This window comes from Pseudomonas sp. AE27 (genome assembly GCF_037113495.1).
Classification (GTDB): Bacteria; Pseudomonadota; Gammaproteobacteria; order Pseudomonadales; family Pseudomonadaceae; genus Aquipseudomonas; species Aquipseudomonas palmensis.
The window spans coordinates 3,033,459-3,054,444 of record NZ_CP146966.1 but is presented as its reverse complement, the minus strand read 5'-3'; the positions used below and the strand labels follow the sequence as shown (position 1 = coordinate 3,054,444).

Here is a 20,986-nt window from a genome sequence, read left to right as displayed (position 1 = left end):
CCGACCACCCCGGCGCCTACCCAATTGAACGCGTGGAATCATGTCGACCAACGAGCACCTGAGTGAACTGATCCCCGCCCGCGACGTCGAGGGCTTCGACCGCTGGGCGCTGCCCAGCTTCGACCCGGAGCCGGAACCCGAGCCCGAACCCGAGCCGGAAATCGTCGAGGAAGTCGAAGAAGTGCCGCTGGAAGAAGTCCAGCCGCTGACCCTCGAAGAGCTCGAAAGCATTCGCCAGGAAGCCTACAACGAAGGCTTTGCCACCGGCGAGCGCGAAGGGTTTCACAGCACCCAGCTCAAGGTCCGCCAGGAGGCCGAAGTGGCCCTGAGCGCCAAGCTGGCGAGCCTGGAGCAGCTGATGGGCCACCTGCTCGACCCGATCGCCGAGCAGGACAACCAGATCGAGAAGGCCCTGGTGCACATGGTCAGCCGCATCACCCGCGAGGTGATCGGGCGTGAGCTGGCCACCGACTCCAGCCAGATCACTCACGTGCTGCGCGAGGCCCTCAAGCTGCTGCCGATGGGCGCCGAAAACATCCGCATCCATGTCAATCCGCAGGACTTCGAGCTGGCCAAGGCCCTGCGCGAGCGTCATGAGGAAAACTGGCGCCTGCTCGAAGACGACGCCCTGTTGCCCGGTGGTTGCCGCATCGAGACGTTGCACAGCCGTATCGACGCCACCGTCGAGACCCGCATCGAAAAGGCCATGACCCAGTTGTTCGACCAGTTGCATGACCAGGGCCTGCACCCTGCCGCACCAGACTTGCACGTCGACCTTGCTGGCGACCCGGGCACTAGCGAGGCCACGCCCGATGCGCCTTGACCGCACCAGCTTCGGCAAGCGCCTGGGCACCTATGCCGAGGCCGTGAGCCTGCCGGCGCAGCCGGTGGTGGAAGGGCGGTTGTTGCGCATGGTCGGCCTGACCCTGGAGGCCGAGGGCCTGCGCGCTGCCGTCGGCAGCCGCTGCCTGGTGATCAACGATGACAGCTACCATCCGGTGCAGGTCGAGGCCGAGGTCATGGGCTTTGCCGGTGACCGGGTATTTCTCATGCCGGTGGGCAGCGTTGCCGGCATCGCGCCCGGTGCGCGGGTGGTGCCGCTGGCCGAAAGCGGCCGCCTGCCGATGGGCATGAGCATGCTCGGTCGCGTGCTGGACGGTGCCGGCCGGGCGCTGGATGGCAAGGGCGGGATGAAGGCCGAGGACTGGGTGCCGATGGATGGCCCCACCATCAACCCACTCAACCGCGACCCCATCAGCCAGCCGCTGGACGTGGGCATTCGCAGCATCAATGGCCTGCTGACGGTGGGCCGTGGCCAGCGCCTGGGCCTGTTCGCCGGTACCGGCGTGGGCAAGAGTGTGCTGCTGGGCATGATGACCCGTTTCACCGAGGCCGACATCATCGTGGTGGGGCTGATCGGTGAGCGGGGGCGTGAGGTCAAGGAGTTCATCGAGCACATCCTGGGCGAGGAGGGCATCAAGCGTTCGGTGGTGGTGGCATCCCCTGCCGATGATGCGCCGCTGATGCGCCTGCGCGCCGCCATGTACTGCACGCGGATCGCCGAGTACTTTCGCGACAAGGGCAAGAACGTGCTGTTGCTGATGGATTCGCTGACCCGTTTCGCCCAGGCCCAGCGGGAAATCGCCCTGGCCATCGGCGAGCCGCCAGCCACCAAGGGCTATCCGCCTTCCGTGTTCGCCAAGCTGCCCAAGCTGGTGGAGCGCGCCGGCAACGGCGAGGCCGGTGGTGGCTCGATCACCGCCTTCTACACCGTGTTGTCCGAAGGCGACGACCAGCAGGACCCGATTGCCGACTCCGCGCGGGGCGTACTCGACGGCCATATCGTGCTGTCCCGGCGCCTGGCCGAAGAGGGGCATTACCCGGCCATCGATATCGAGGCTTCGATCAGCCGGGTCATGCCGCAGGTGGTCAGCCCCGAGCAGATGACCCAGGCCCAGCAGTTCAAGCAGCTCTGGTCGCGCCTGTCGCAAAGCCGCGACCTGATCAGCGTGGGTGCCTATGTGGCTGGCGGCGACCGCGAGACGGACCTGGCGATTTCCCTGCAACCCAAGCTGGTGCAGTACCTGCGCCAGGGGCTCAATGAAAACGTCAGCCATGAGCAGAGCCGCGATGAACTGGCGGCGGTCTTCGCCCCAGCAGCTTCGGGCTGATAACCGATGGCCCTGCCAAGTCGTGCCGCGCGCCTGGTGCCGGTGGTGGAGATGGCCGAGGAGGCCGAGCGCAAGGCTGTGCAGCGCCTCGGGCATTTCCAGCAGCAGGTGAGCATGGCCGAAACCAAGCTCCGGGAACTGGACCAGTTTCGCAGCGAGTACCAGAACCAGTGGATGGAAAAGGGCGGCCAGGGCGTTTCAGGCAGCTGGCTGCTGGGCTATCAGCGCTTTCTCAGCCAGCTGGACACCGCCGTTGCCCAGCAACACCAGAGCCTGGTGTGGCACCAGACCAACCTCAACAACGCACGGGCCACCTGGCAGCAGGCCTACGCCCGGGTCGAAGGCCTGCGCAAGCTGGTGCAGCGCTACCGCGATGAAGCCCGCATGCTCGAGGACAAGCGCGAGCAGAAGCTGCTCGACGAATTGTCCCAGCGATTGCCGCGCCACGATCGCTTCTAGCACGGCATTGGTCGGCGCAGGTTGCCCAGGGGCGGGCGGGCTGCTAAACCTGTGGTGTCTGCAATCGCCATGATCGAAGGAGTCGAGCATATGGCCGTGGAGCACGATCTATCGCCGGATGGGAACAGCCTGACGATCAGGGTCAAGGGACGGTTCGATTTCGGCAAGCACCAGGCGTTTCGTGAATGCTACGAGCGCGAGCCAGTACCTTCCAAGGGCGTGGTCGTCGACTTGAAGGACGCCACCTATCTCGACAGCTCCGCCCTGGGCATGCTCCTGCTGCTGCGTGACCACGCCGGCGGCGACGATGCGTATATACGGGTGATCAACGCCAGCTCCGACGTTCGCAAGATCCTCGCCATCTCCAATTTCGACAAGCTGTTCGAGATCACTTGAGCGACCTCGTGAACGAGCAGTCGTCGCTGACCGTGCTGATTGCCGAAGATGGCGCCACCGACCGCCTGTTGCTGGCGCGCATCGTGCGCGAGCAGGGGCATTCGGTGATCACGGCCGAGAACGGTGCGCAGGCAGTGGCGCTGTTTGCCGAGCTGCGTCCGCAACTGGTGCTGCTCGACGCGCTGATGCCGGTGATGGACGGCTTCGAGGCGGCTCGCCAGATCAAGCTGATGGCTGGCCAGGCGCTGGTGCCGATCATCTTTCTTACCTCGCTGAGTGAGGAGCAGGCCCTGGTGCGTTGCCTGGAGGCTGGTGGCGACGACTTTCTGCCCAAGCCTTATCGCCCGGTGATCCTGGCCGCCAAGATCAAGGCGATGGATCGCCTGCGTCGCCTGCAGGCGACCGTGCTGGAGCAGCGCGACGAACTGGCGCGCCACCACGGTCACCTGCTCAACGAGCAGCGGGTGGCCAAGGCGGTGTTCGATCAGGTCACGCATTCGGGGTGCCTGAATGCGCCGAACATCCGCTACCTGCAATCTCCCTATGCGCTGTTCAACGGCGACCTGCTGCTGGCGGCGTTCACGCCGACCGGTGAAATGCATGTGCTGCTGGGCGACTTCACTGGCCATGGCCTGCCGGCTGCAGTGGGCGCCATGCCGTTGGCCGAGGTGTTCTACGGCATGACCGCCAAGGGCTACGGCCTGGCCGAAACCTTGCGCGAGATGAACGCCAAGCTCAAGCGCATCCTGCCGGTGGACATGTTCTGCTGCGCAATGATGCTCAGCCTGAGTTTCGAACGACGCCTGGCCGAGGTATGGAACGGCGGCATGCCGGACGGCTACCTGCTGCCCGCGGCCGGTGGCGAGCCCCAGGCGCTGGTGTCGCGGCACTTGCCCTTGGGGGTGCTGGCGCCGGAGCGTTTCGACGAGCACCCCGAGGTGGTATCGCTGGCGTTGGGGGATCGCCTGTTCCTGCTGTCCGATGGGGTGGTGGATACCTGCGACCAGGATGAGCAGCTGTTCGGGGTGGAACGCCTGCGCCAGGTGTTTGCGCGCAACCGTGCGCCGCAGCACCTGTTCGAGGATGTACTGCAGGCGCTCGAAGACTTTCGCGGCCAGTCCCGCGACGATGTCAGCATGCTCGAGATCAGTGTGGTCGAGCCACAGACACTGGCCCCGCCGCCGCTGGTGTATTCGGACAGCGGCCAGTCCAGCCCGCTGGACTGGTCGCTGTCGTTCGAGTTTCGCGCGCAGACCCTCAAACGCTTCAACCCCTTGCCCTATCTGTTGCAGGTACTGCAGGAAATACACGGCCTGCGCCCCCAGAGCGGTGCGCTGCACAGCGTGCTCAACGAGCTCTACACCAATGCACTGGAGCACGGTGTGCTGGCCCTCGACTCGGCCCTCAAGCGCGACGCCCAGGGGTTTGCCGCCTATTATCAGGAGCGCAGCCGTCGCCTGCAGGCATTGCAGGAAGGTTACATACGCTTGCACCTTCAGGTTGAACCCGTAGCGGGTGGCGGGCGTCTGGTGATTGAGATCGAAGATAGCGGCAGTGGCTTCGATGTGGGTACAGTGCTGGCCCGACCGGTGTTGGAGCAGCGGTTGTGCGGGCGTGGCCTGAGCCTGATCCGGCGTTTGAGCCGTCACGCCGAATGGGCCGACGGAGGGCGCAGGGCCCGCGTGGAGTTCGCCTGGGTGGCTCTGGCATAATTGAACTTGATCAAGGAGTGAGCAAGTGTCCGATCAGCGTATCGATAACAAGGTAGTGGGCGAGTTGCGGGAGGTCATGGGTAGCCAGTATGCCGAGTTGCTGGAGACCTTCCTGGCCGATTGCGAAAAGCGCATGGTGCAACTGCGCGACGCCCGCTCCCCCCGGCAGCTGAGTGAGGCTGCCCACAGTTTCAAGGGTAGCTGCAGCAACATGGGCGCCACCGACCTGGCCGAGTTGTGTCGGCAGCTGGAAGTGCGCGTGATGGAGCAGCCGGCACACGGCATCGAGGACCTGATCAGCCAGATCAGGTGCGAGTACCTCGAAGTGCGTCCCTTCTATGTCGCCGAGTTGGAGCGCGTGTCGCCGCAGGCGGCCAGGCATCCTGTGTAGCGCAAACCTGGCGCGACTCTTGCAGTCTCTTCGCTATTCAAGTTCGCGCTTCTGTAGTGGAGACCCTTCCCATGCCTGTCGCTTCAAACCCGCTGCTGCAACCGTCCGCCGTGGCCAAGGCCTCGCGCACGGCTGCGCCAGCGCCCGAAAAGGTGCCCCAGGTCGCCAATGACAAGGCTGCGGGCTTCTCCAAGGTGTATGCCGATCAGTCCCGCGACAAGCTGCCGGCCAAGGCGGATGTGCCCAATGCCGACAAGGCGGGCGTTGCAGCCGGGGCGGCAAATGCCGGCAAGACGGCGACCGATCAGGAGCGCACTGTTGCCGACAGCGGCAATTCATTGCCTGAACAGAAGCCGGCATCGGACGAGTCGACGCCAGTTGCCGATGACCTTCAACTGCTCGATTCGAGCCTGGTGGCGGGTCAGGTTACTGACGCCCAGGCCGGTGCACAGCTGATCCAGGCTCAGGCCGAAGCGGTGGCCCCAGTGGTGCAGGCGGCTGCCGCACAGTTGCAGGCCCAGGTGCAGGCCCCGGCCGTCGCGCCGCAGCCACCGGCCCCGGAAGAACCCGCTTTCGACCCGGCCGGCGACGTGCTCGAGGACCTGCCGGCATTGCGCCTGGCCCTGGAGCAGAACGCCCAGGCCCAGGGCACCACCTCTGCCCATGCCAGCAAGCCGACCACGGCGCAACCCGAAGCCACCCAGGGCCAGCCTGCCGTCAATACCCTGGCGGCCATGCTCGACCCGCGTCAGGCCGATCCGGGCGACAGCGAGCCGGGCGAGAAGGGCTTCAGCAACCTGCTCGATGACGGCCTGAAGGACCTCAAGGGCGCCTCCAGCGATACCCGTGTCGATGACTTTGCCGAGCGCCTCAGCGCGCTGACCCAGGCCGCTACGCCCAAGACCGCCAATGCGGTGCCGGTGGCGATGCCGCTGAACCAGCCGCTGGCGATGCACCAGGGTGGCTGGACCGAAGGCCTGGTCAATCGCGTGATGTACCTGTCCAGCCAGAACCTGAAGTCGGCTGAAATCAAGCTGGAGCCAGCCGAGCTGGGGCGCTTGGACATTCGCGTGCACATGACACCCGAGCAGCAGGCGCAGATCACCTTCACCAGTGGCAACGTGGTGGTGCGCGAAGCGCTGGAAAACCAGGCCAGCCGGCTCAAGGAAATGTTCGCCGAACAGGGCCTGGCGCAACCTGACGTGAACGTGGCCGACCAGTCCCGCGAGCAGCAGCAGGGCTCGCAGGACGGCACCTCGAAGCTCAGCGGCGTGGCCGCGCGTCGCAATGAAGGCGCGGGCGGCGAAGAGGCCGACGCCGACGCGGCGGCCCAGCCGGTGGAGCGACCGGTGGTGCTGGGGTCCAGCGCGGTCGATTTCTACGCCTGATTGCACGGGTAGGGCTGGGCGGTTGCGGGGCGGCTGCCCAGCCCTTCACGGATGAATCTGCCCCTGCGTTCGTCGCCTTCCTCAATCGGGCCGGTGTGGCCCGCAAATCTGGCATAACACTTGCTCAACCCTCGCCATGTGGGACAAACCTCTTGTGAGTGACGGATTATTGGCATGGCGAAGAGCGAAGCAGTGAAAGACCCCGCCGTAAAAGGCAAACTCAAGCTGATCCTGCTGCTGGTGCTGGCATTGCTGCTGGCCATCGGCTTGTCGGTGGGCGCCACCTGGTTCTTCCTGCAAAGGGGCGACAGCAAACCTCAGGTCGACCCGGCAACCGTCAGCAACGTCAGGCCTGCGGCCATCTACGAGCCGCTGGCGCCAGCCTTCGTCGTCAACTTCAACCAGAACGGTCGTCAGCGCTACATGCAGGTGAGCATCACCATGCAGGGGCGCGACCAGGCTGCGCTGGATGCGCTGAAAGTGCACATGCCGGTGATCCGCAACAACCTGGTGATGCTCTTCTCCGGCCAGCCGTTCGACTCCCTGGCGACCCCTGTCGGCCAGGAGATGCTGCGCCAGAAGGCCACCGCCAGCGTGCAGGAAGTGGCCCAGAAAGAAGTCGGCAAGCTGGTGATCGACCAGTTGCTGTTCACCAATTTCGTATTGCAGTAGGAGCCCAAGATGGCCATGCAGGACCTGCTGTCCCAGGATGAGATCGATGCCCTGCTGCACGGCGTCGACGACGGGCTGGTGCAAACCGATAGCGGCGCCGACCCCGGCAGCATCAAGAGCTACGACCTGACCAGCCAGGACCGGATCGTGCGCGGGCGCATGCCGACCCTGGAAATGATCAACGAACGTTTCGCCCGGTATACCCGCGTGAGCATGTTCAACCTGCTGCGCCGCTCGGCGGATGTGGCAGTGGGGGGCGTGCAGGTGATGAAGTTCGGTGAGTACGTGCACTCGCTGTACGTGCCCACCAGCCTCAACCTGGTGAAGATCAAGCCGTTGCGCGGCACCTCGCTGTTCATCCTCGATGCCAAGCTGGTGTTCAAGCTGGTGGACAATTTCTTCGGCGGTGACGGTCGTCACGCCAAGATCGAGGGTCGCGAGTTCACGCCCACCGAATTGCGCGTGGTGCGCATGGTGCTGGACCAGTGCTTCGTCGACCTCAAGGAAGCCTGGCAGGCGATCATGCCGGTCAACTTCGAGTACATCAACTCGGAGGTCAACCCGGCCATGGCCAACATCGTCGGCCCGAGCGAGGCGGTGGTGGTATCCACCTTCCACATCGAACTCGATGGCGGTGGCGGCGACCTGCACGTGACCATGCCCTACTCGATGATCGAGCCGGTGCGCGAAATGCTCGACGCGGGCTTCCAGTCCGACCTGGACGACCAGGACGAACGCTGGATCAAGGCCCTGCGCGAAGACGTGCTGGACGTCAGCGTGCCGATCAGCGCCACCGTGGCACGCCGCGAGCTGCGCCTGCGCGACATCCTGCACATGCAGCCGGGTGATGTGATCCCGGTCGAACTGCCGGACGAGCTGGTACTGCGCGCCAATGGCGTACCGTCGTTCAAGGCCAAGTTGGGCTCGCACAAGGGCACGCTGGCATTGCAAGTAACCGAGCCGATCGAGCGCCGCTGATCGGTACCCTGGCTTTAACTCCGAATTGATTGCCCCGTCGAGGACAAGATGGCTGACGAAAACGATATCACCTCCATGGAAGACCAGGCCCTGGCCGATGAGTGGGCAGCAGCCCTGAGCGAGACCGGCGATGCCGGCCAGTCCGACATCGACGCGCTGTTGGCGGCTGACGGCGGCAGCAGTGCCGGCTCGCCCAACCGCCTGCCGATGGAAGAATTCGGCAGCTCGCCCAAGGGCAGCGATGCAGTGACACTGGACGGCCCGAACCTGGACGTGATCCTGGATATTCCGGTGAGCATCTCGATGGAAGTGGGCAGCACCGAAATCAACATCCGCAACCTGCTGCAACTGAACCAGGGTTCGGTGATCGAGCTGGACCGCCTGGCCGGCGAGCCGCTGGACGTGCTGGTCAACGGCACCCTGATCGCGCACGGCGAGGTGGTGGTGGTGAACGAGAAGTTCGGCATCCGCCTGACCGACGTGATCAGCCCGAGCGAACGCATCAAGAAGCTGCGCTGAGTGAAGCGTCTTCTGCAAGCAGGGCTGACCGGGGTCGGCCTGCTCTGGCTCGACCTGGTACTGGCGGCACAGCCCGCGGCCACGACAGCCGCGGCGACCACGGCAGCAGCCGGCAGTGCCAGCGGGCAGCTGGGCCGTCTGGTGCTGGGGTTGTTGCTGGTGCTGGGCCTGATCTTCTTTCTCGCCTGGCTGCTGCGCCGGGTGCAGAACGTGACGCCGCGTGGCCAGCAGGTCATCGAGATCGTCGGCACGCGCGTGGTCGGCCCGCGTGATCGGCTGCTGCTGGTGCAGGTGGGCAACGAACAGATACTGATCGGTCATACGCCGGGCAGCCTTACCGCGTTGCATGTGCTGGCCGAGCCGGTGCAGGTACCGGCCAGCGCCCGCCAGGCTACGCCCGAATTCGCCCAGCGCCTGATGGAGCTGCTGGGCAAGGATCAAAAGGACAAGTCGTGATGGGCGCATTGCGCATGCTGTTGACCCTGCTGCTGATGTTCGCAGCGCCGCTGGCCCTGGCCGCCGACCCGCTGTCGATTCCGGCGATCACCCTGTCCAACGGGGCGGATGGGCAGCAGGAGTACTCGGTCAGCCTGCAGATCCTGCTGATCATGACGGCGCTGAGCTTCATTCCGGCGTTCGTGATCCTGATGACCAGCTTCACCCGGATCATCATCGTGTTCTCGATCCTGCGCCAGGCCCTGGGCCTGCAGCAGACGCCGTCGAACCAGATCCTCACCGGCATGGCGCTGTTCCTGACCCTGTTCATCATGGCGCCGGTATTCGACCGGGTGAACAAGGATGCCCTGCAGCCGTACCTGGCCGAGACCCTGTCGGCCCAGGACGCGGTGGCCAAGGCCCAGGTGCCGCTCAAGGACTTCATGCTGGCGCAGACCCGCGAGAGCGATCTCGACCTGTTCATGCGCCTGTCCAAGCGTACCGATATCGCCACGCCGGACGAGGCGCCGTTGACCATCCTGGTACCGGCCTTCGTAACCTCCGAACTCAAGACCGCGTTCCAGATCGGCTTCATGATCTTCATCCCGTTCCTGATCATCGACCTGGTGGTGGCCAGTGTGCTGATGGCCATGGGTATGATGATGCTGTCGCCGCTGATCATCTCCCTGCCGTTCAAGATCATGCTGTTCGTGCTGGTGGATGGCTGGGCGTTGATCATGGGCACCCTGGCCGGCAGTTTCGGTGGCGTCTAGCGCGCCGAGGAGAACAACATGACCCCAGAAGTTGCTGTCGACCTGTTCCGCGATGCGCTGTGGCTGACTACCATGATCGTGGCCGTGCTGGTGGTACCGAGCCTGCTGGTGGGCCTGATGGTGGCCATGTTCCAGGCCGCCACCCAGATCAACGAACAGACCCTGAGCTTCCTGCCGCGCCTGCTGGTGATGCTGATCACGCTGATCGTGGCCGGGCCCTGGCTGGTGCAGAAGTTCATGGAATACATCCTGTCGTTGTACGGCAGCATTCCCCAGTTGATCGGCTGAGCGCGCGATGCTCCAGTTGACCGATGCGCAGATCGCCACCTGGGTGGCGAGCTTCATCCTGCCGCTGTTTCGCATTGCCGCCGTGCTGATGACCATGCCCATCATCGGGACCAAGATGGTGCCGGGGCGTATCCGCCTGTACCTGGCCCTGGCGATCACCGTGGTGGTGGTGCCGGGCCTGCCGCCGATGCCCGAAGTCAATCCGCTGTCGCTCAGCGGGCTGCTGCTGATTGCCGAGCAGATCCTCATCGGTGCGGTGTTCGGCCTGTCGCTGCAACTGTTCTTCCAGATATTCGTGGTGGCCGGGCAGGTGGTGGCCATCCAGATGGGCATGGCCTTCGCCTCCATGGTCGACCCGGTCAACGGCGTCAACGTGGCGGTGGTCAGCCAGTTCCTGAGCATGCTGGTGACGCTGCTGTTCCTGTCGATGAACGGGCACCTGGTGGTGTTCGAGGTGATCACCGAGAGCTTCACCACCTTGCCGGTGGGCACCGGCCTGATGGTCAACCACTACTGGGACCTGGTCGGGCGGCTGAGCTGGGTGCTGGGCGCGGCGCTGCTGCTGGTGCTGCCGGCGATCACCGCGCTGCTGGTGGTGAACATCGCCTTCGGCGTGATGACCCGTGCAGCGCCGCAGCTGAACATCTTCTCCATCGGTTTCCCGTTGACCCTGGTGCTGGGGCTCGGGATTTTCTGGGTTGTCCTGGCCGACATCCTTTCCCATTACCAGGCGCTGGCCTCCGAGGCCCTGCAGTGGCTGCGTGAGCTGGCGAGGGCGAGCTGAGCATGGCAGAGAGCGAAAGCGGTCAGGACAAGACAGAAGACCCCACGGAGAAAAAGAAGAAGGACGCCCGCGAGAAGGGCGAGATCGCCCGTTCCAAGGAGCTCAACACGGTGGTGGTGACCCTGGCCGGGGCCGGTGGCCTGCTGGTGTTCGGTGGTGGCCTGGCCGAAGTGCTGATGGACATCATGCGCATCAACTTCACCCTGTCGCGCGACACGCTGATCGACGAGCGCTCGATGGGCACCTTCTTGCTGGCCTCGGGCAAGATGGCCCTGATGGCGCTGCAGCCGGTATTGCTGGTGGCGCTGATCGTGGCCTTCATCGGTCCGATCTCGCTGGGTGGCTGGCTGTTTGCCGGCGGCACCCTGGCGCCCAAGTTCAGCCGCATGAACCCGCTGTCGGGGATCAAGCGCATGTTTTCCCTGAACGCCCTGACCGAGCTGCTCAAGGCCCTGGCGAAGTTCTTCGTGATCCTTATCGTGGCGCTGGTGGTGTTGTCGTCGGACCGTGACGACCTGCTGGCCATTGCCAACGAGCCGCTGGAGCAGGCGATCATCCACAGTGTGCAGGTGGTGGGCTGGAGTGCCCTGTGGATGGCCGCCGGCCTGTTGCTGATTGCCCTGGTGGACGTGCCGTTGCAGCTGTACCAGTCGCACAAGAAGCTGCTGATGACCAAGCAGGAGGTGCGCGACGAGTACAAGAACAGCGAGGGCAAGCCGGAGGTCAAGCAGCGTATTCGCCAGTTGCAGCGCGAGATGTCGCAGCGGCGCATGATGGCGGCGATCCCCGATGCCGACGTGATCATCACCAACCCGACCCACTATGCGGTGGCGCTCAAGTACGACCCCGAGAAGGGCAATGCGCCGACGCTGCTGGCCAAGGGCACCGATTTCCTGGCGCTGAAGATTCGCGAAATCGCCAATGCCCACAACATCCAGGTGCTGGAATCGCCAGAGCTGGCGCGTTCGATCTTCTACTCCACCGAGTTGGAGGAAGAGATCCCGGCCGGCCTGTACCTGGCCGTGGCCCAGGTGCTGGCCTACGTGTACCAGATTCGCCAGCACCGGGCGGGCAAGGGCAAGGCGCCGGAGCCGCTCAAGGATCTGCCGATTCCGCCGGACCTGCGCCGCGATTCCTGAACCGTTTGAGCTCTTCCCGTCGGCGCCGAGGTGCCGGCCCCTTCGCTGCAGGAGCCGGCCGTGTCGGCGAAGGTCGCGTCACTGATCCAAAGTTGGAAAGCTTCTTGCAATAGCAGCGCCAAGCGCCCGCATGGCGTCAAAAGTTTGCTTGAAGAGGAATATCGGTGGATCGCTCTCAGTTAATCAACAGCGCCCGTAGCAACCTGTCCGGGCTCGGCCGGGGCAACCTGGGGGTGCCGCTGTTGCTGCTGGTGATGTTGGCAATGATGATGTTGCCGATCCCGCCGTTCCTGCTCGACGTGTTCTTCACCTTCAACATCGCCCTGTCCATCGTCGTGCTGCTGGTGTGCGTGTACGCCTTGCGCCCGCTGGATTTCGCCGTGTTTCCGACCATCCTGCTGGTGGCCACGCTGCTGCGCCTGGCGCTGAACGTGGCGTCCACGCGGGTGGTGATGCTCCACGGCCACGACGGCCACGAAGCCGCGGGCAAGGTGATCCAGGCCTTCGGCGAGGTGGTGATCGGCGGCAACTACGTGGTCGGTATCGTGGTGTTCGCGATCCTCATGATCATCAACTTCGTGGTGGTGACCAAGGGTGCGGGGCGCATTTCCGAGGTGAGCGCGCGCTTCACCCTCGACGCCATGCCCGGCAAGCAGATGGCCATCGACGCCGACCTCAACGCCGGCCTGATCGACCAGGCCCAGGCCAAGGCACGGCGTACCGAAGTGGCCCAGGAGGCCGAGTTCTACGGTTCGATGGACGGTGCCAGCAAGTTCGTGCGCGGTGACGCCATCGCCGGCCTGCTGATCCTGTTCATCAACCTGATCGGCGGCATGGCCGTGGGTATCTTCCAGCACGGCATGACCTTCGGCGACGCCGGTCGCGTGTATGCGCTGCTCACCATCGGTGACGGTTTGGTGGCGCAGCTGCCTTCGCTGCTGCTGTCCACCGCCGCCGCGATCATGGTTACCCGTGCCTCGGGCTCCGAGGAAATGGGCAAGCAGATCAACCGGCAGATGTTCGATTCGCCCAAGGCGCTGGCCGTGTCCGGCGGCCTGATGATCGTCATGGGGCTGGTGCCGGGCATGCCGCACGTGGCATTCCTCAGCCTCGGCCTGATGGCCGCAGGCGGCGCTTACCTGGTGTGGCGCAAGCAGAACCAGGCCAAGGTCAAGGCACAGCAGGAAGTGCAGCGCCAGCAGGACCTGCTGCCGTCGCCGCAGCGTGCTCAGGAAACCAAGGAGCTGGGCTGGGACGACGTTACCCCGATCGACATGATCGGCCTGGAAGTCGGCTACCGGCTGATCCCGCTGGTGGACCGCAACCAGGGGGGGCAGTTGCTGGCGCGGATCAAGGGGGTACGCAAGAAGCTGTCCCAGGACCTGGGCTTCCTGATGCCCACCGTGCACATCCGCGACAACCTCGACCTGGCCCCCAGCGCCTACCGCCTGACGCTGATGGGGGTGATCCTGGCCGAGGCCGAGATCTACCCCGACCGCGAACTGGCGATCAACCCGGGGCAGGTGTTCGGCAACCTCAACGGCATCGCCGCCAGGGACCCGGCCTTCGGCCTGGAGGCAGTGTGGATCGATGTGGCCCAGCGCAGCCAGGCGCAATCGCTGGGCTACACCGTGGTGGACGCGAGCACCGTGGTCGCCACCCACCTCAACCAGATCCTCTACAAGCATTGCCACGAGCTGATCGGTCACGAAGAGGTACAGCAACTGCTGCAGGTCCTGGCCAAGGGCTCGCCCAAGCTGGCCGAGGAACTGGTACCGGGGGTGCTGCCGCTGTCCGGTCTGCTCAAGGTGCTGCAGGCGTTGCTGGCCGAGCAGGTGCCGGTGCGCGACATCCGCACCATTGCCGAAGCCATCGCCAACAATGCCGCCAAGAGTCAAGATACCGCCGCGCTGGTGGCTTCGGTGCGCGTAGGATTGAGCCGCGCAATCGTGCAAAGCATTGTAGGAACTGAGTCCGAGCTGCCTGTGATCACGCTTGAGCCAAGGTTGGAACAGATTTTGCTCAATAGTTTGCAAAGGGCCGGGCAGGGTCAGGAAGATGGTGTTCTTCTTGAGCCGAGCATGGCCGAAAAGCTTCAGCGTTCGTTGATCGAGGCCGCCCAGCGTCAGGAGATGCAAGGGCAACCTGCAATCCTGCTGGTCGCAGGACCCGTTCGACAGATGCTGTCGCGTTTTGGCCGCCTGGCTGTACCGAATTTGCATGTTTTGGCGTATCAGGAAATACCTGACAACAAGCAAGTTACCATCGTTGCCACAGTAGGCCCCAACGGCTGAGGTAGTGGGATATGCAAGTTAAGCGTTTTTTCGCCGCTGATATGCGTCAGGCCATGAAGCTGGTTCGTGATGAGCTGGGGGCAGAGGCCGCCATCATCGGCAACCGACGGATTGCTGGCGGTGTCGAGCTGACGGCGGCGCTGGACTACAAGCTGTCCGCGCTTGCGCCGCGGGTGCCGAACGTCGAGCTCGAGGACGAACTGCGCAAGACCCAGTCGCGCATCGTCACCGCGCAGGCCGAGCTCAGCAGCCGGGTCGAAGGCGAGGAGGGCAACCGCCAGTTGTTCGCCGGCCTGCCGCTGACCGCCTCCGAGCCGCTGGTAGAGCCGCAGGTCGAGGCCCCCGTGCGGCCTCAGGCAGCAGCCCCGGCGCCGGTCGATCAGCGTCTGTTCGATTCCATGCGTTCGGAGCTCTCGGGCCTGCGCGAGCTGCTCGAAGTGCAGCTCGGCTCGCTGGCCTGGACCCAGCTGCAGGGCAGCAAGCCGCACCAGGCCAACCTCTGGCGCCGTCTGCAGCGTATCGGCATCGCCGGGCCGCTGGCCCGCGAGGTGCTGGACATCACTGCCGACATCGAAGAGCCCCGCCAGGCCTGGCGCATGCTGCTGGCGCACCTGGCCCGCATGATCCAGGTGCCGGAAATCGAGCCGATCGAAGAGGGCGGCGTGATCGCCATGGTCGGCCCGGCCGGCATGGGCAAGACCACCACCCTGGCCAAGCTGGCGGCGCGCTATGTGCTCAAGTACGGCGCGCAGAACATCGCGCTGGTGAGCATGGACAGCTTTCGCATCGGCGCCCAGGAACAACTCAAGACCCTGGGGCGCATCCTGAATGTGTCGGTGACCCACGTCGACCCCGGCCAGTCGCTGGCCCAGGCCCTGGACCCTCTGCTGCGCAAACGCGTGGTGCTGATCGATACCGCCGGCCTGCAGGCCAGCGACCCGGCACTGCGCATGCAGCTCGAAACCCTGGCCGGGCGCGGCATCCAGGCCAAGAATTACCTGGTGCTGGCCACCACCAGCCAGAAGCAGGTGCTGACCGCTGCCTACCACAGCTACAAGCGCTGCGGGCTGGCCGGTTGCATCCTGACCAAGCTCGACGAAACGGCGTGCCTGGGCGAGGTGCTGAGCCTGGCCATCACGCATGAGTTGCCGGTGGCCTATCTGACCGATGGGCCGCGCATTCCGGACGATCTGCACTTGCCGCGCCGGCACCATCTGGTCAGTCGCGCGGTCAGTGTACAAATGCAGGACGATCCCAGCGAAGAGGCCATGGCCGACATGTTCGCCGATCTGTACCACAGCGACGGCAAGCGTGTCGGCTGAGGTAAATGTGTATACGTTGCAAAGTACCTACATCAATGGTCTGCCAGGCATTTTTCAGGTGTTGAAAGCGCAGCCAGTCATGTGGCCTCGGTCTAAGTAAGACAAGGTAAAGAACAAACATGGGCAGCATGCATCCCGTACAGGTGATCGCCGTGACAGGCGGCAAAGGTGGCGTCGGCAAGACCAACGTGTCAGTGAACTTGTCATTGGCGCTGGCTGAGCTTGGCCGTCGGGTCATGCTGCTGGACGCCGACCTGGGCCTGGCCAACGTCGACGTCTTGCTCGGCCTGACCCCCAAACGCACACTGGCCGATGTCATCGAGGGCCGCTGCGAGCTGCGCGACGTGCTGCTGCCGGGGCCTGGCGGGGTACGCATCGTGCCTGCGGCCTCCGGCACCCAGAGCATGGTGCACCTGGCGCCGGCCCAGCATGCCGGGCTGATCCAGGCGTTCAGCGAGATCGGCGACAACCTCGACGTGCTGGTCATCGACACCGCGGCCGGCATCGGTGATTCGGTCGTCAGCTTCGTGCGCGCGGCCCAGGAAGTGCTGCTGGTGGTGTGCGACGAGCCCACGTCCATCACTGACGCCTATGCCCTGATCAAGCTGCTGAACCGCGATTACGGCATGAACCGTTTCCGGGTGCTGGCCAACATGGCACAAAGCCCTCAGGAAGGTCGCAATCTGTTCGCCAAATTGACCAAGGTCACGGATCGCTTCCTGGATGTCGCCTTACAATACGTCGGTGCTGTGCCCTACGACGAATGTGTCCGCAAGGCAGTGCAGAAGCAGCGAGCAGTCTACGAAGCCTTTCCGCGTTCCAAGTGCGCGCTGGCCTTCAAGGCCATTGCTCAGAAGGTCGATAGCTGGCCGTTGCCTGCCAACCCGCGTGGTCATCTGGAGTTCTTCGTCGAACGGCTGGTGCAACCGACCAGTGCGGGACCAGTGCTATGAGTGCAAGCGGCTATCGGATGTACAGCAAGGCTTCGCGTGATGCCCAGTACGAGCTGATCGAGCGGTACGCACCCTTGGTCAAGCGCATTGCCTATCACCTGCTGGCGCGTCTGCCAGCCAGTGTGCAGGTGGAAGACCTGATCCAGGCCGGCATGATCGGCCTGCTCGAGGTCTCCAACAAGTACGACTCCAGCAAGGGTGCCAGTTTCGAGACCTATGCCGGTATCCGCATCCGTGGGGCCATGCTCGACGAGGTGCGCAAGGGGGATTGGGCGCCGCGTTCGGTACACCGCAATACCCGCATGGTGAGTGACGCGATTCGTGCAATTGGAGCAAAAACCGGTCGTGATGCTAAAGATCACGAGGTTGCTGCCGAACTTCAATTGAGTCTCGATGATTATTACGGGATTTTGAACGATACCTTGGGCAGTCGCCTGTTCAGTTTCGACGACCTGTTGCAGGACGGCGAACATGAAGGCCTGCACGAGGACGGCGCCAGTGCCCAGCTCGAGCCATCGCGCGATCTGGAAGACGAGCGCTTTCAGGCAGCCCTGGCGGATGCAATCGCCAACCTGCCCGAGCGCGAGCGCCTGGTGCTGGCGCTGTACTACGACGAAGAGCTGAACCTCAAGGAAATCGGCGAGGTGCTGGGGGTCAGCGAGTCGCGTGTCAGCCAGTTGCACAGCCAGTGCGCCGCACGCTTGCGCGGTCGCCTGGGGGAATGGCGGGCGCGTTGAGCAGCCGTTCCATACAGTCGTGAAATGTAGTGCCCGAATTGATTGAATGCGCGTTCAGCGCTGAGCGCGTTAAAGACTGCTTGGAGGTCTAATTGAACAAAGACATGAAAATCCTCATCGTCGACGATTTTTCGACGATGCGGCGGATCATCAAGAACCTGTTGCGTGACCTGGGCTTCACCAATACCCAGGAAGCCGACGACGGCAACACCGCGTTGCCGATGCTCGAAAGCGGTCACTTCGATTTCCTGGTGACCGACTGGAACATGCCCGGCATGTCCGGTATCGACCTGCTGCGCAAGGTACGTCTGGATGAACGCCTCAAGCACCTGCCGGTGCTGATGGTGACGGCCGAAGCCAAACGCGAACAGATCATCGAAGCCGCCCAGGCGGGCGTCAACGGCTATGTGGTCAAACCGTTCACCGCCCAGGTGCTGAAAGAAAAGATCGAAAAGATCTTCGAGCGCGTCAATAGCTGAGGTACGCCACGGGGGCGCTTATGGAGCAAAAAAGATCATCTTTGGACGACTTCGAGTCGACTCTGAAGAAACATGCCCAGGAGCTGGTCAGCAGCCTTGAAAAAGGCAGGTTCGGCGACGCGGTGCAACTGATCCATCAGCTGAACCAGACCCGTGACCTTGGCCTGTACCAGGAAGTCGGCAAGCTTACCCGCGAGCTGCACAGTGCGATCGTCAGTTTCCAGATCGATCCGCACATGCCGCAGGCCGAGGAAGTCTCGCAGATTACCGACGCCACCGAACGCCTGTCGTACGTGGTCAAGCTGACCGAGGGCGCTGCCAACCGCACCATGGACCTGGTGGAGGCAAGCACGCCGGTACTCAATGACCTCAGTGCCGAGGCGGCCAGCCTGAGCGGCGACTGGCAGCGCTTCATGCGCCGCGAAGTCGAGGCTCCGGAGTTTCGCGAGCTGGTCAAGCGCGTCGACAGTTTCCTGACGCACAGCGCCGAGGGCAACCGCAAGGTCGCCGGCCATCTCAACGACATTCTTCTGGCTCAGGACTATCAAGACCTGACCGGCCAGGTGATCAAGCGCGTCACGGCACTGGTCACCGAAGTAGAAAGCAATCTTCTGAAGCTCGTGTTGATGGCGAGTCAGGTCGACCGGTTCGCCGGCATCGAGCATGACCACGACCAGCTGCGTGCCGAAAAAGATCAAGAAAAACATCCGACTCGGGGTGAAGGACCACAGATTCATGCCGATAAACGTGAAGACGTTGTGTCCGGTCAGGACGATGTCGACGATCTGCTGTCCAGCCTGGGTTTTTAGGGAGCACGTTTAATGAGCTTCGGCGCCGATGAAGAAATCCTCCAGGATTTTCTGGTAGAAGCCGGCGAAATTCTTGAGCAACTGTCCGAGCAACTGGTCGAGCTGGAAAGCCGCCCGGATGATGCCGACCTGCTCAATGCAATTTTTCGCGGTTTTCACACTGTAAAAGGGGGCGCCGGCTTCCTCCAGCTCAATGAGCTGGTGGAGTGCTGCCACATCGCCGAAAACGTTTTCGACATCCTGCGCAAGGGTGAACGACGTGTGGACGCCGAACTGATGGACGTGGTCCTGGAAGCCCTGGACACCGTCAACAGCATGTTCGGCCAGGTGCGCGAGCGCACCGACATCACCGCAGCCACTCCGGAACTGCTGGCCGCCCTGGCGCGCCTGGCCGAACCTGCCGGTGCCGAAGCGGCGGCGCCTGCGCCGGTGGCGGCGGTTGCCGAGCCGGAGCCTGAGGCCGAGGCGAGCGGGGGTGATATCACCGACAGCGAGTTCGAGCAGTTGCTCGACTCGCTCAATGCCGCCAAGGCCCAGGCCGAGGCGCCCGAGCCGGTGGCCGTGGACGCTGCCAGCGATGAAATCACCGACGCCGAGTTCGAGTCGTTGCTGGACCAGTTGCATGGCAAGGGCCAGTTCGCCCCCGACAGCGTGGCGGCGGCATCTGCTGCTGCACCTGGCGCGGACGCGGCGCCCAGCGGTGACATCACCGACGATGAATTCGAAGCACTGCTGGACCAGTTGCACGGCAAGGGCACCTTTGCCGCCGATGCACTGCCCGGCGCTGTAGCGGCCGCCGCACCGGCCGCTGCCGCACCCGCAGCGGCGGGTGACCATATTTCCGAACACGAATTCGAGGCCCTGCTCGACGAGTTGCACGGCAAGGGCAAGTTCGCGCCCGACGCCGTCAGCGGCGCTGGCGCTGCCAGCGCGCCTGCTGCTGCGGCGACGGTTGCGGCCAAGCCGGCGGCCAAGCCCGCAGCGGCAGCCGCTGCACCGGCACCGGCCAAGGCACCCGCCCCCGCGCCGGCCCGTCAGGCGGCTCCCGCTGCCGACAAGCATCCGGCCAGCGAGGCCGAGACCACCGTGCGGGTCGACACCGCGCGCCTGGACGAGATCATGAACATGGTCGGCGAACTGGTGCTGGTGCGTAACCGCCTGGTGCGCCTGGGCCTGAACAGCGGCGATGAAGCCATGTCCAAGGCCGTCTCGAACCTGGACGTGGTGACCGCCGACCTGCAGACCGCGGTGATGAAGACCCGCATGCAGCCGATCAAGAAGGTCTTCGGGCGCTTCCCGCGTCTGGTTCGCGACCTGGCCCGCCAGCTCAAGAAAGAGATCAACCTGGAGCTGGTCGGCGAAGAGACCGACCTGGACAAGAACCTCGTCGAGGCCCTGGCCGACCCGCTGGTGCACTTGGTGCGCAACGCCGTCGACCATGGCGTGGAAACCCCGGAAGAGCGCGAAGCCGCCGGCAAGTCGCGCAATGGCAAGGTGATCCTCGCTGCCGAACAGGAAGGCGACCACATCCTGCTGTCGATCTCCGATGACGGCAAGGGCATGGATGCTAATGTCCTGCGCGCCATTGCGGTCAAGCGCGGGGTGATGGACAAGGACGCCGCCGATCGCCTCAGCGAAAGCGACTGCTACAACCTGATCTTCGCCCCGGGCTTCTCGACCAAGACCGAGATCTCCGACGTGTCCGGTCGCGGCGTGGGCATGGACGTGGTCAAGACCAAGATTTCCCAGCTCAACGGCTCGATCAACATCTACTCGACCAAGGGCCAGGGCTCGAAGATCGTCATCAAGGTGCCGCTGACCCTGGCGATCATGCCGACCCTGATGGTGATGCTCGGCAACCAGGCCTTCGCCTTCCCGCTGGTGAACGTCAACGAGATTTTCCACCTGGACCTGTCGCGCACCAACGTGGTCGACGGCCAGGAAGTGGTGATCGTGCGTGACAAGGCCTTGCCGCTGTTCTACCTCAAGCGCTGGCTGGTCAGCTCGGCAGCCCACGAGGAGCAGCGTGAAGGCCACGTGGTGATCCTGTCGGTGGGTACCCAGCGCATCGGCTTCGTGGTCGACCAGCTGGTGGGCCAGGAAGAGGTGGTCATCAAGCCGTTGGGCAAGATGCTGCAGGGCACCCCGGGCATGTCGGGCGCCACCATTACCGGTGACGGGCGCATTGCGCTGATCCTCGACGTGCCGAGCATGCTCAAGCGTTACGCCGCTCGGCGTATCTGATCCCGGTGGCGTGGCCAGGTGGCCGCGCCCCGTAATGGAGTGT

General features: G+C 64.1%; 22 protein-coding genes. All 22 read left to right on the top strand.

All coding sequences use genetic code 11. The features are described 5' to 3' along the window. The first annotated feature begins 40 nt into the window (after nucleotides 1–40). The 22 genes from fliH (at nucleotide 41) to V9K84_RS13815 (ending at nucleotide 20,943) form a co-directional block, all read left to right on the top strand. Nucleotides 41–823 (top strand): flagellar assembly protein FliH, encoded by a 783-nt coding sequence (fliH, locus tag V9K84_RS13920; RefSeq protein ID WP_088515600.1) that lies wholly within the window; start codon nucleotides 41–43, stop codon nucleotides 821–823. After that, nucleotides 813–2,171, top strand: coding sequence for a flagellar protein export ATPase FliI (gene fliI / locus V9K84_RS13915; protein WP_043861807.1), 1,359 nt, complete (start codon nucleotides 813–815; stop codon nucleotides 2,169–2,171). The genes fliH and fliI overlap by 11 nt, the downstream gene beginning before the upstream one ends. Before the next feature lie 6 nt (nucleotides 2,172–2,177). Further along, on the top strand, nucleotides 2,178–2,630 hold the full coding sequence (fliJ, locus tag V9K84_RS13910) for a flagellar export protein FliJ (protein WP_043861808.1): 453 nt from the start codon (nucleotides 2,178–2,180) through the stop codon (nucleotides 2,628–2,630). A gap of 90 nt (nucleotides 2,631–2,720) precedes the next feature. Beyond that, a complete protein-coding gene (locus tag V9K84_RS13905; protein WP_043861809.1) occupies nucleotides 2,721–3,026 on the top strand; it encodes an STAS domain-containing protein in 306 nt (101 codons plus the stop codon). Then, entirely contained in the window at nucleotides 3,023–4,738 is a 1,716-nt protein-coding gene (locus V9K84_RS13900; RefSeq protein WP_043861810.1) for a fused response regulator/phosphatase, read from the top strand. Before V9K84_RS13905 ends, V9K84_RS13900 begins: the two co-directional genes overlap by 4 nt. Before the next feature lie 25 nt (nucleotides 4,739–4,763). Then, complete coding sequence (locus V9K84_RS13895; RefSeq protein WP_043861811.1) at nucleotides 4,764–5,129, top strand: Hpt domain-containing protein; 366 nt, start codon at nucleotides 4,764–4,766, stop codon at nucleotides 5,127–5,129. Between the two features lie 71 nt (nucleotides 5,130–5,200). After that, nucleotides 5,201–6,517 carry a flagellar hook-length control protein FliK gene (locus V9K84_RS13890; RefSeq protein ID WP_088515602.1) on the top strand — a complete coding sequence of 439 codons (1,317 nt, stop codon included), beginning with the start codon at nucleotides 5,201–5,203 and terminating at the stop codon, nucleotides 6,515–6,517. A gap of 174 nt (nucleotides 6,518–6,691) precedes the next feature. Beyond that, nucleotides 6,692–7,189, top strand: coding sequence for a flagellar basal body-associated protein FliL (gene fliL / locus V9K84_RS13885; RefSeq protein ID WP_054915630.1), 498 nt, complete (start codon nucleotides 6,692–6,694; stop codon nucleotides 7,187–7,189). Nucleotides 7,190–7,198: 9 nt separating this feature from the next. Then, nucleotides 7,199–8,167, top strand: a complete 969-nt coding sequence (gene fliM, locus V9K84_RS13880; protein ID WP_043861814.1) for a flagellar motor switch protein FliM — start codon at nucleotides 7,199–7,201, stop codon at nucleotides 8,165–8,167. Nucleotides 8,168–8,215: 48 nt separating this feature from the next. Then, complete coding sequence (gene fliN, locus V9K84_RS13875) at nucleotides 8,216–8,686, top strand: flagellar motor switch protein FliN (RefSeq protein WP_088515603.1); 471 nt, start codon at nucleotides 8,216–8,218, stop codon at nucleotides 8,684–8,686. A gap of 54 nt (nucleotides 8,687–8,740) precedes the next feature. Beyond that, the gene (fliO, locus tag V9K84_RS13870; RefSeq protein WP_256582904.1) at nucleotides 8,741–9,142 is read left to right on the top strand and encodes a flagellar biosynthetic protein FliO; all 402 of its coding nucleotides are present in this window, start codon (nucleotides 8,741–8,743) and stop codon (nucleotides 9,140–9,142) included. After that, nucleotides 9,142–9,894: a flagellar type III secretion system pore protein FliP gene (fliP, locus tag V9K84_RS13865; RefSeq protein WP_054915628.1), complete on the top strand. Its 753-nt coding sequence runs from the start codon at nucleotides 9,142–9,144 to the stop codon at nucleotides 9,892–9,894. Before fliO ends, fliP begins: the two co-directional genes overlap by 1 nt. An 18-nt stretch (nucleotides 9,895–9,912) precedes the next feature. Beyond that, entirely contained in the window at nucleotides 9,913–10,182 is a 270-nt protein-coding gene (gene fliQ, locus V9K84_RS13860; protein WP_043861818.1) for a flagellar biosynthesis protein FliQ, read from the top strand. Between the two features lie 7 nt (nucleotides 10,183–10,189). Further along, complete coding sequence (gene fliR, locus V9K84_RS13855; protein WP_054915627.1) at nucleotides 10,190–10,966, top strand: flagellar biosynthetic protein FliR; 777 nt, start codon at nucleotides 10,190–10,192, stop codon at nucleotides 10,964–10,966. A gap of 2 nt (nucleotides 10,967–10,968) precedes the next feature. Further along, nucleotides 10,969–12,105 (top strand): flagellar biosynthesis protein FlhB, encoded by a 1,137-nt coding sequence (gene flhB, locus V9K84_RS13850; protein ID WP_054915626.1) that lies wholly within the window; start codon nucleotides 10,969–10,971, stop codon nucleotides 12,103–12,105. A 164-nt stretch (nucleotides 12,106–12,269) separates the two neighbouring features. Then, on the top strand, nucleotides 12,270–14,399 hold the full coding sequence (gene flhA, locus V9K84_RS13845; protein WP_043861821.1) for a flagellar biosynthesis protein FlhA: 2,130 nt from the start codon (nucleotides 12,270–12,272) through the stop codon (nucleotides 14,397–14,399). 11 nt (nucleotides 14,400–14,410) lie between these two features. Beyond that, the gene (flhF, locus tag V9K84_RS13840; RefSeq protein WP_043861822.1) at nucleotides 14,411–15,721 is read left to right on the top strand and encodes a flagellar biosynthesis protein FlhF; all 1,311 of its coding nucleotides are present in this window, start codon (nucleotides 14,411–14,413) and stop codon (nucleotides 15,719–15,721) included. 119 nt (nucleotides 15,722–15,840) lie between these two features. Further along, complete coding sequence (gene fleN / locus V9K84_RS13835) at nucleotides 15,841–16,674, top strand: flagellar synthesis regulator FleN (protein ID WP_054915624.1); 834 nt, start codon at nucleotides 15,841–15,843, stop codon at nucleotides 16,672–16,674. Beyond that, on the top strand, nucleotides 16,671–17,411 hold the full coding sequence (gene fliA, locus V9K84_RS13830) for an RNA polymerase sigma factor FliA (protein ID WP_338790629.1): 741 nt from the start codon (nucleotides 16,671–16,673) through the stop codon (nucleotides 17,409–17,411). Before fleN ends, fliA begins: the two co-directional genes overlap by 4 nt. Before the next feature lie 104 nt (nucleotides 17,412–17,515). Then, nucleotides 17,516–17,890: a chemotaxis response regulator CheY gene (locus V9K84_RS13825; protein WP_043861825.1), complete on the top strand. Its 375-nt coding sequence runs from the start codon at nucleotides 17,516–17,518 to the stop codon at nucleotides 17,888–17,890. A 20-nt stretch (nucleotides 17,891–17,910) separates the two neighbouring features. Then, nucleotides 17,911–18,699 carry a protein phosphatase CheZ gene (locus V9K84_RS13820; RefSeq protein WP_043861826.1) on the top strand — a complete coding sequence of 263 codons (789 nt, stop codon included), beginning with the start codon at nucleotides 17,911–17,913 and terminating at the stop codon, nucleotides 18,697–18,699. A 12-nt stretch (nucleotides 18,700–18,711) separates the two neighbouring features. Continuing rightward, a complete protein-coding gene (locus V9K84_RS13815) occupies nucleotides 18,712–20,943 on the top strand; it encodes a chemotaxis protein CheA (protein ID WP_088515605.1) in 2,232 nt (743 codons plus the stop codon). The last annotated feature ends 43 nt before the right edge of the window (nucleotides 20,944–20,986 follow it).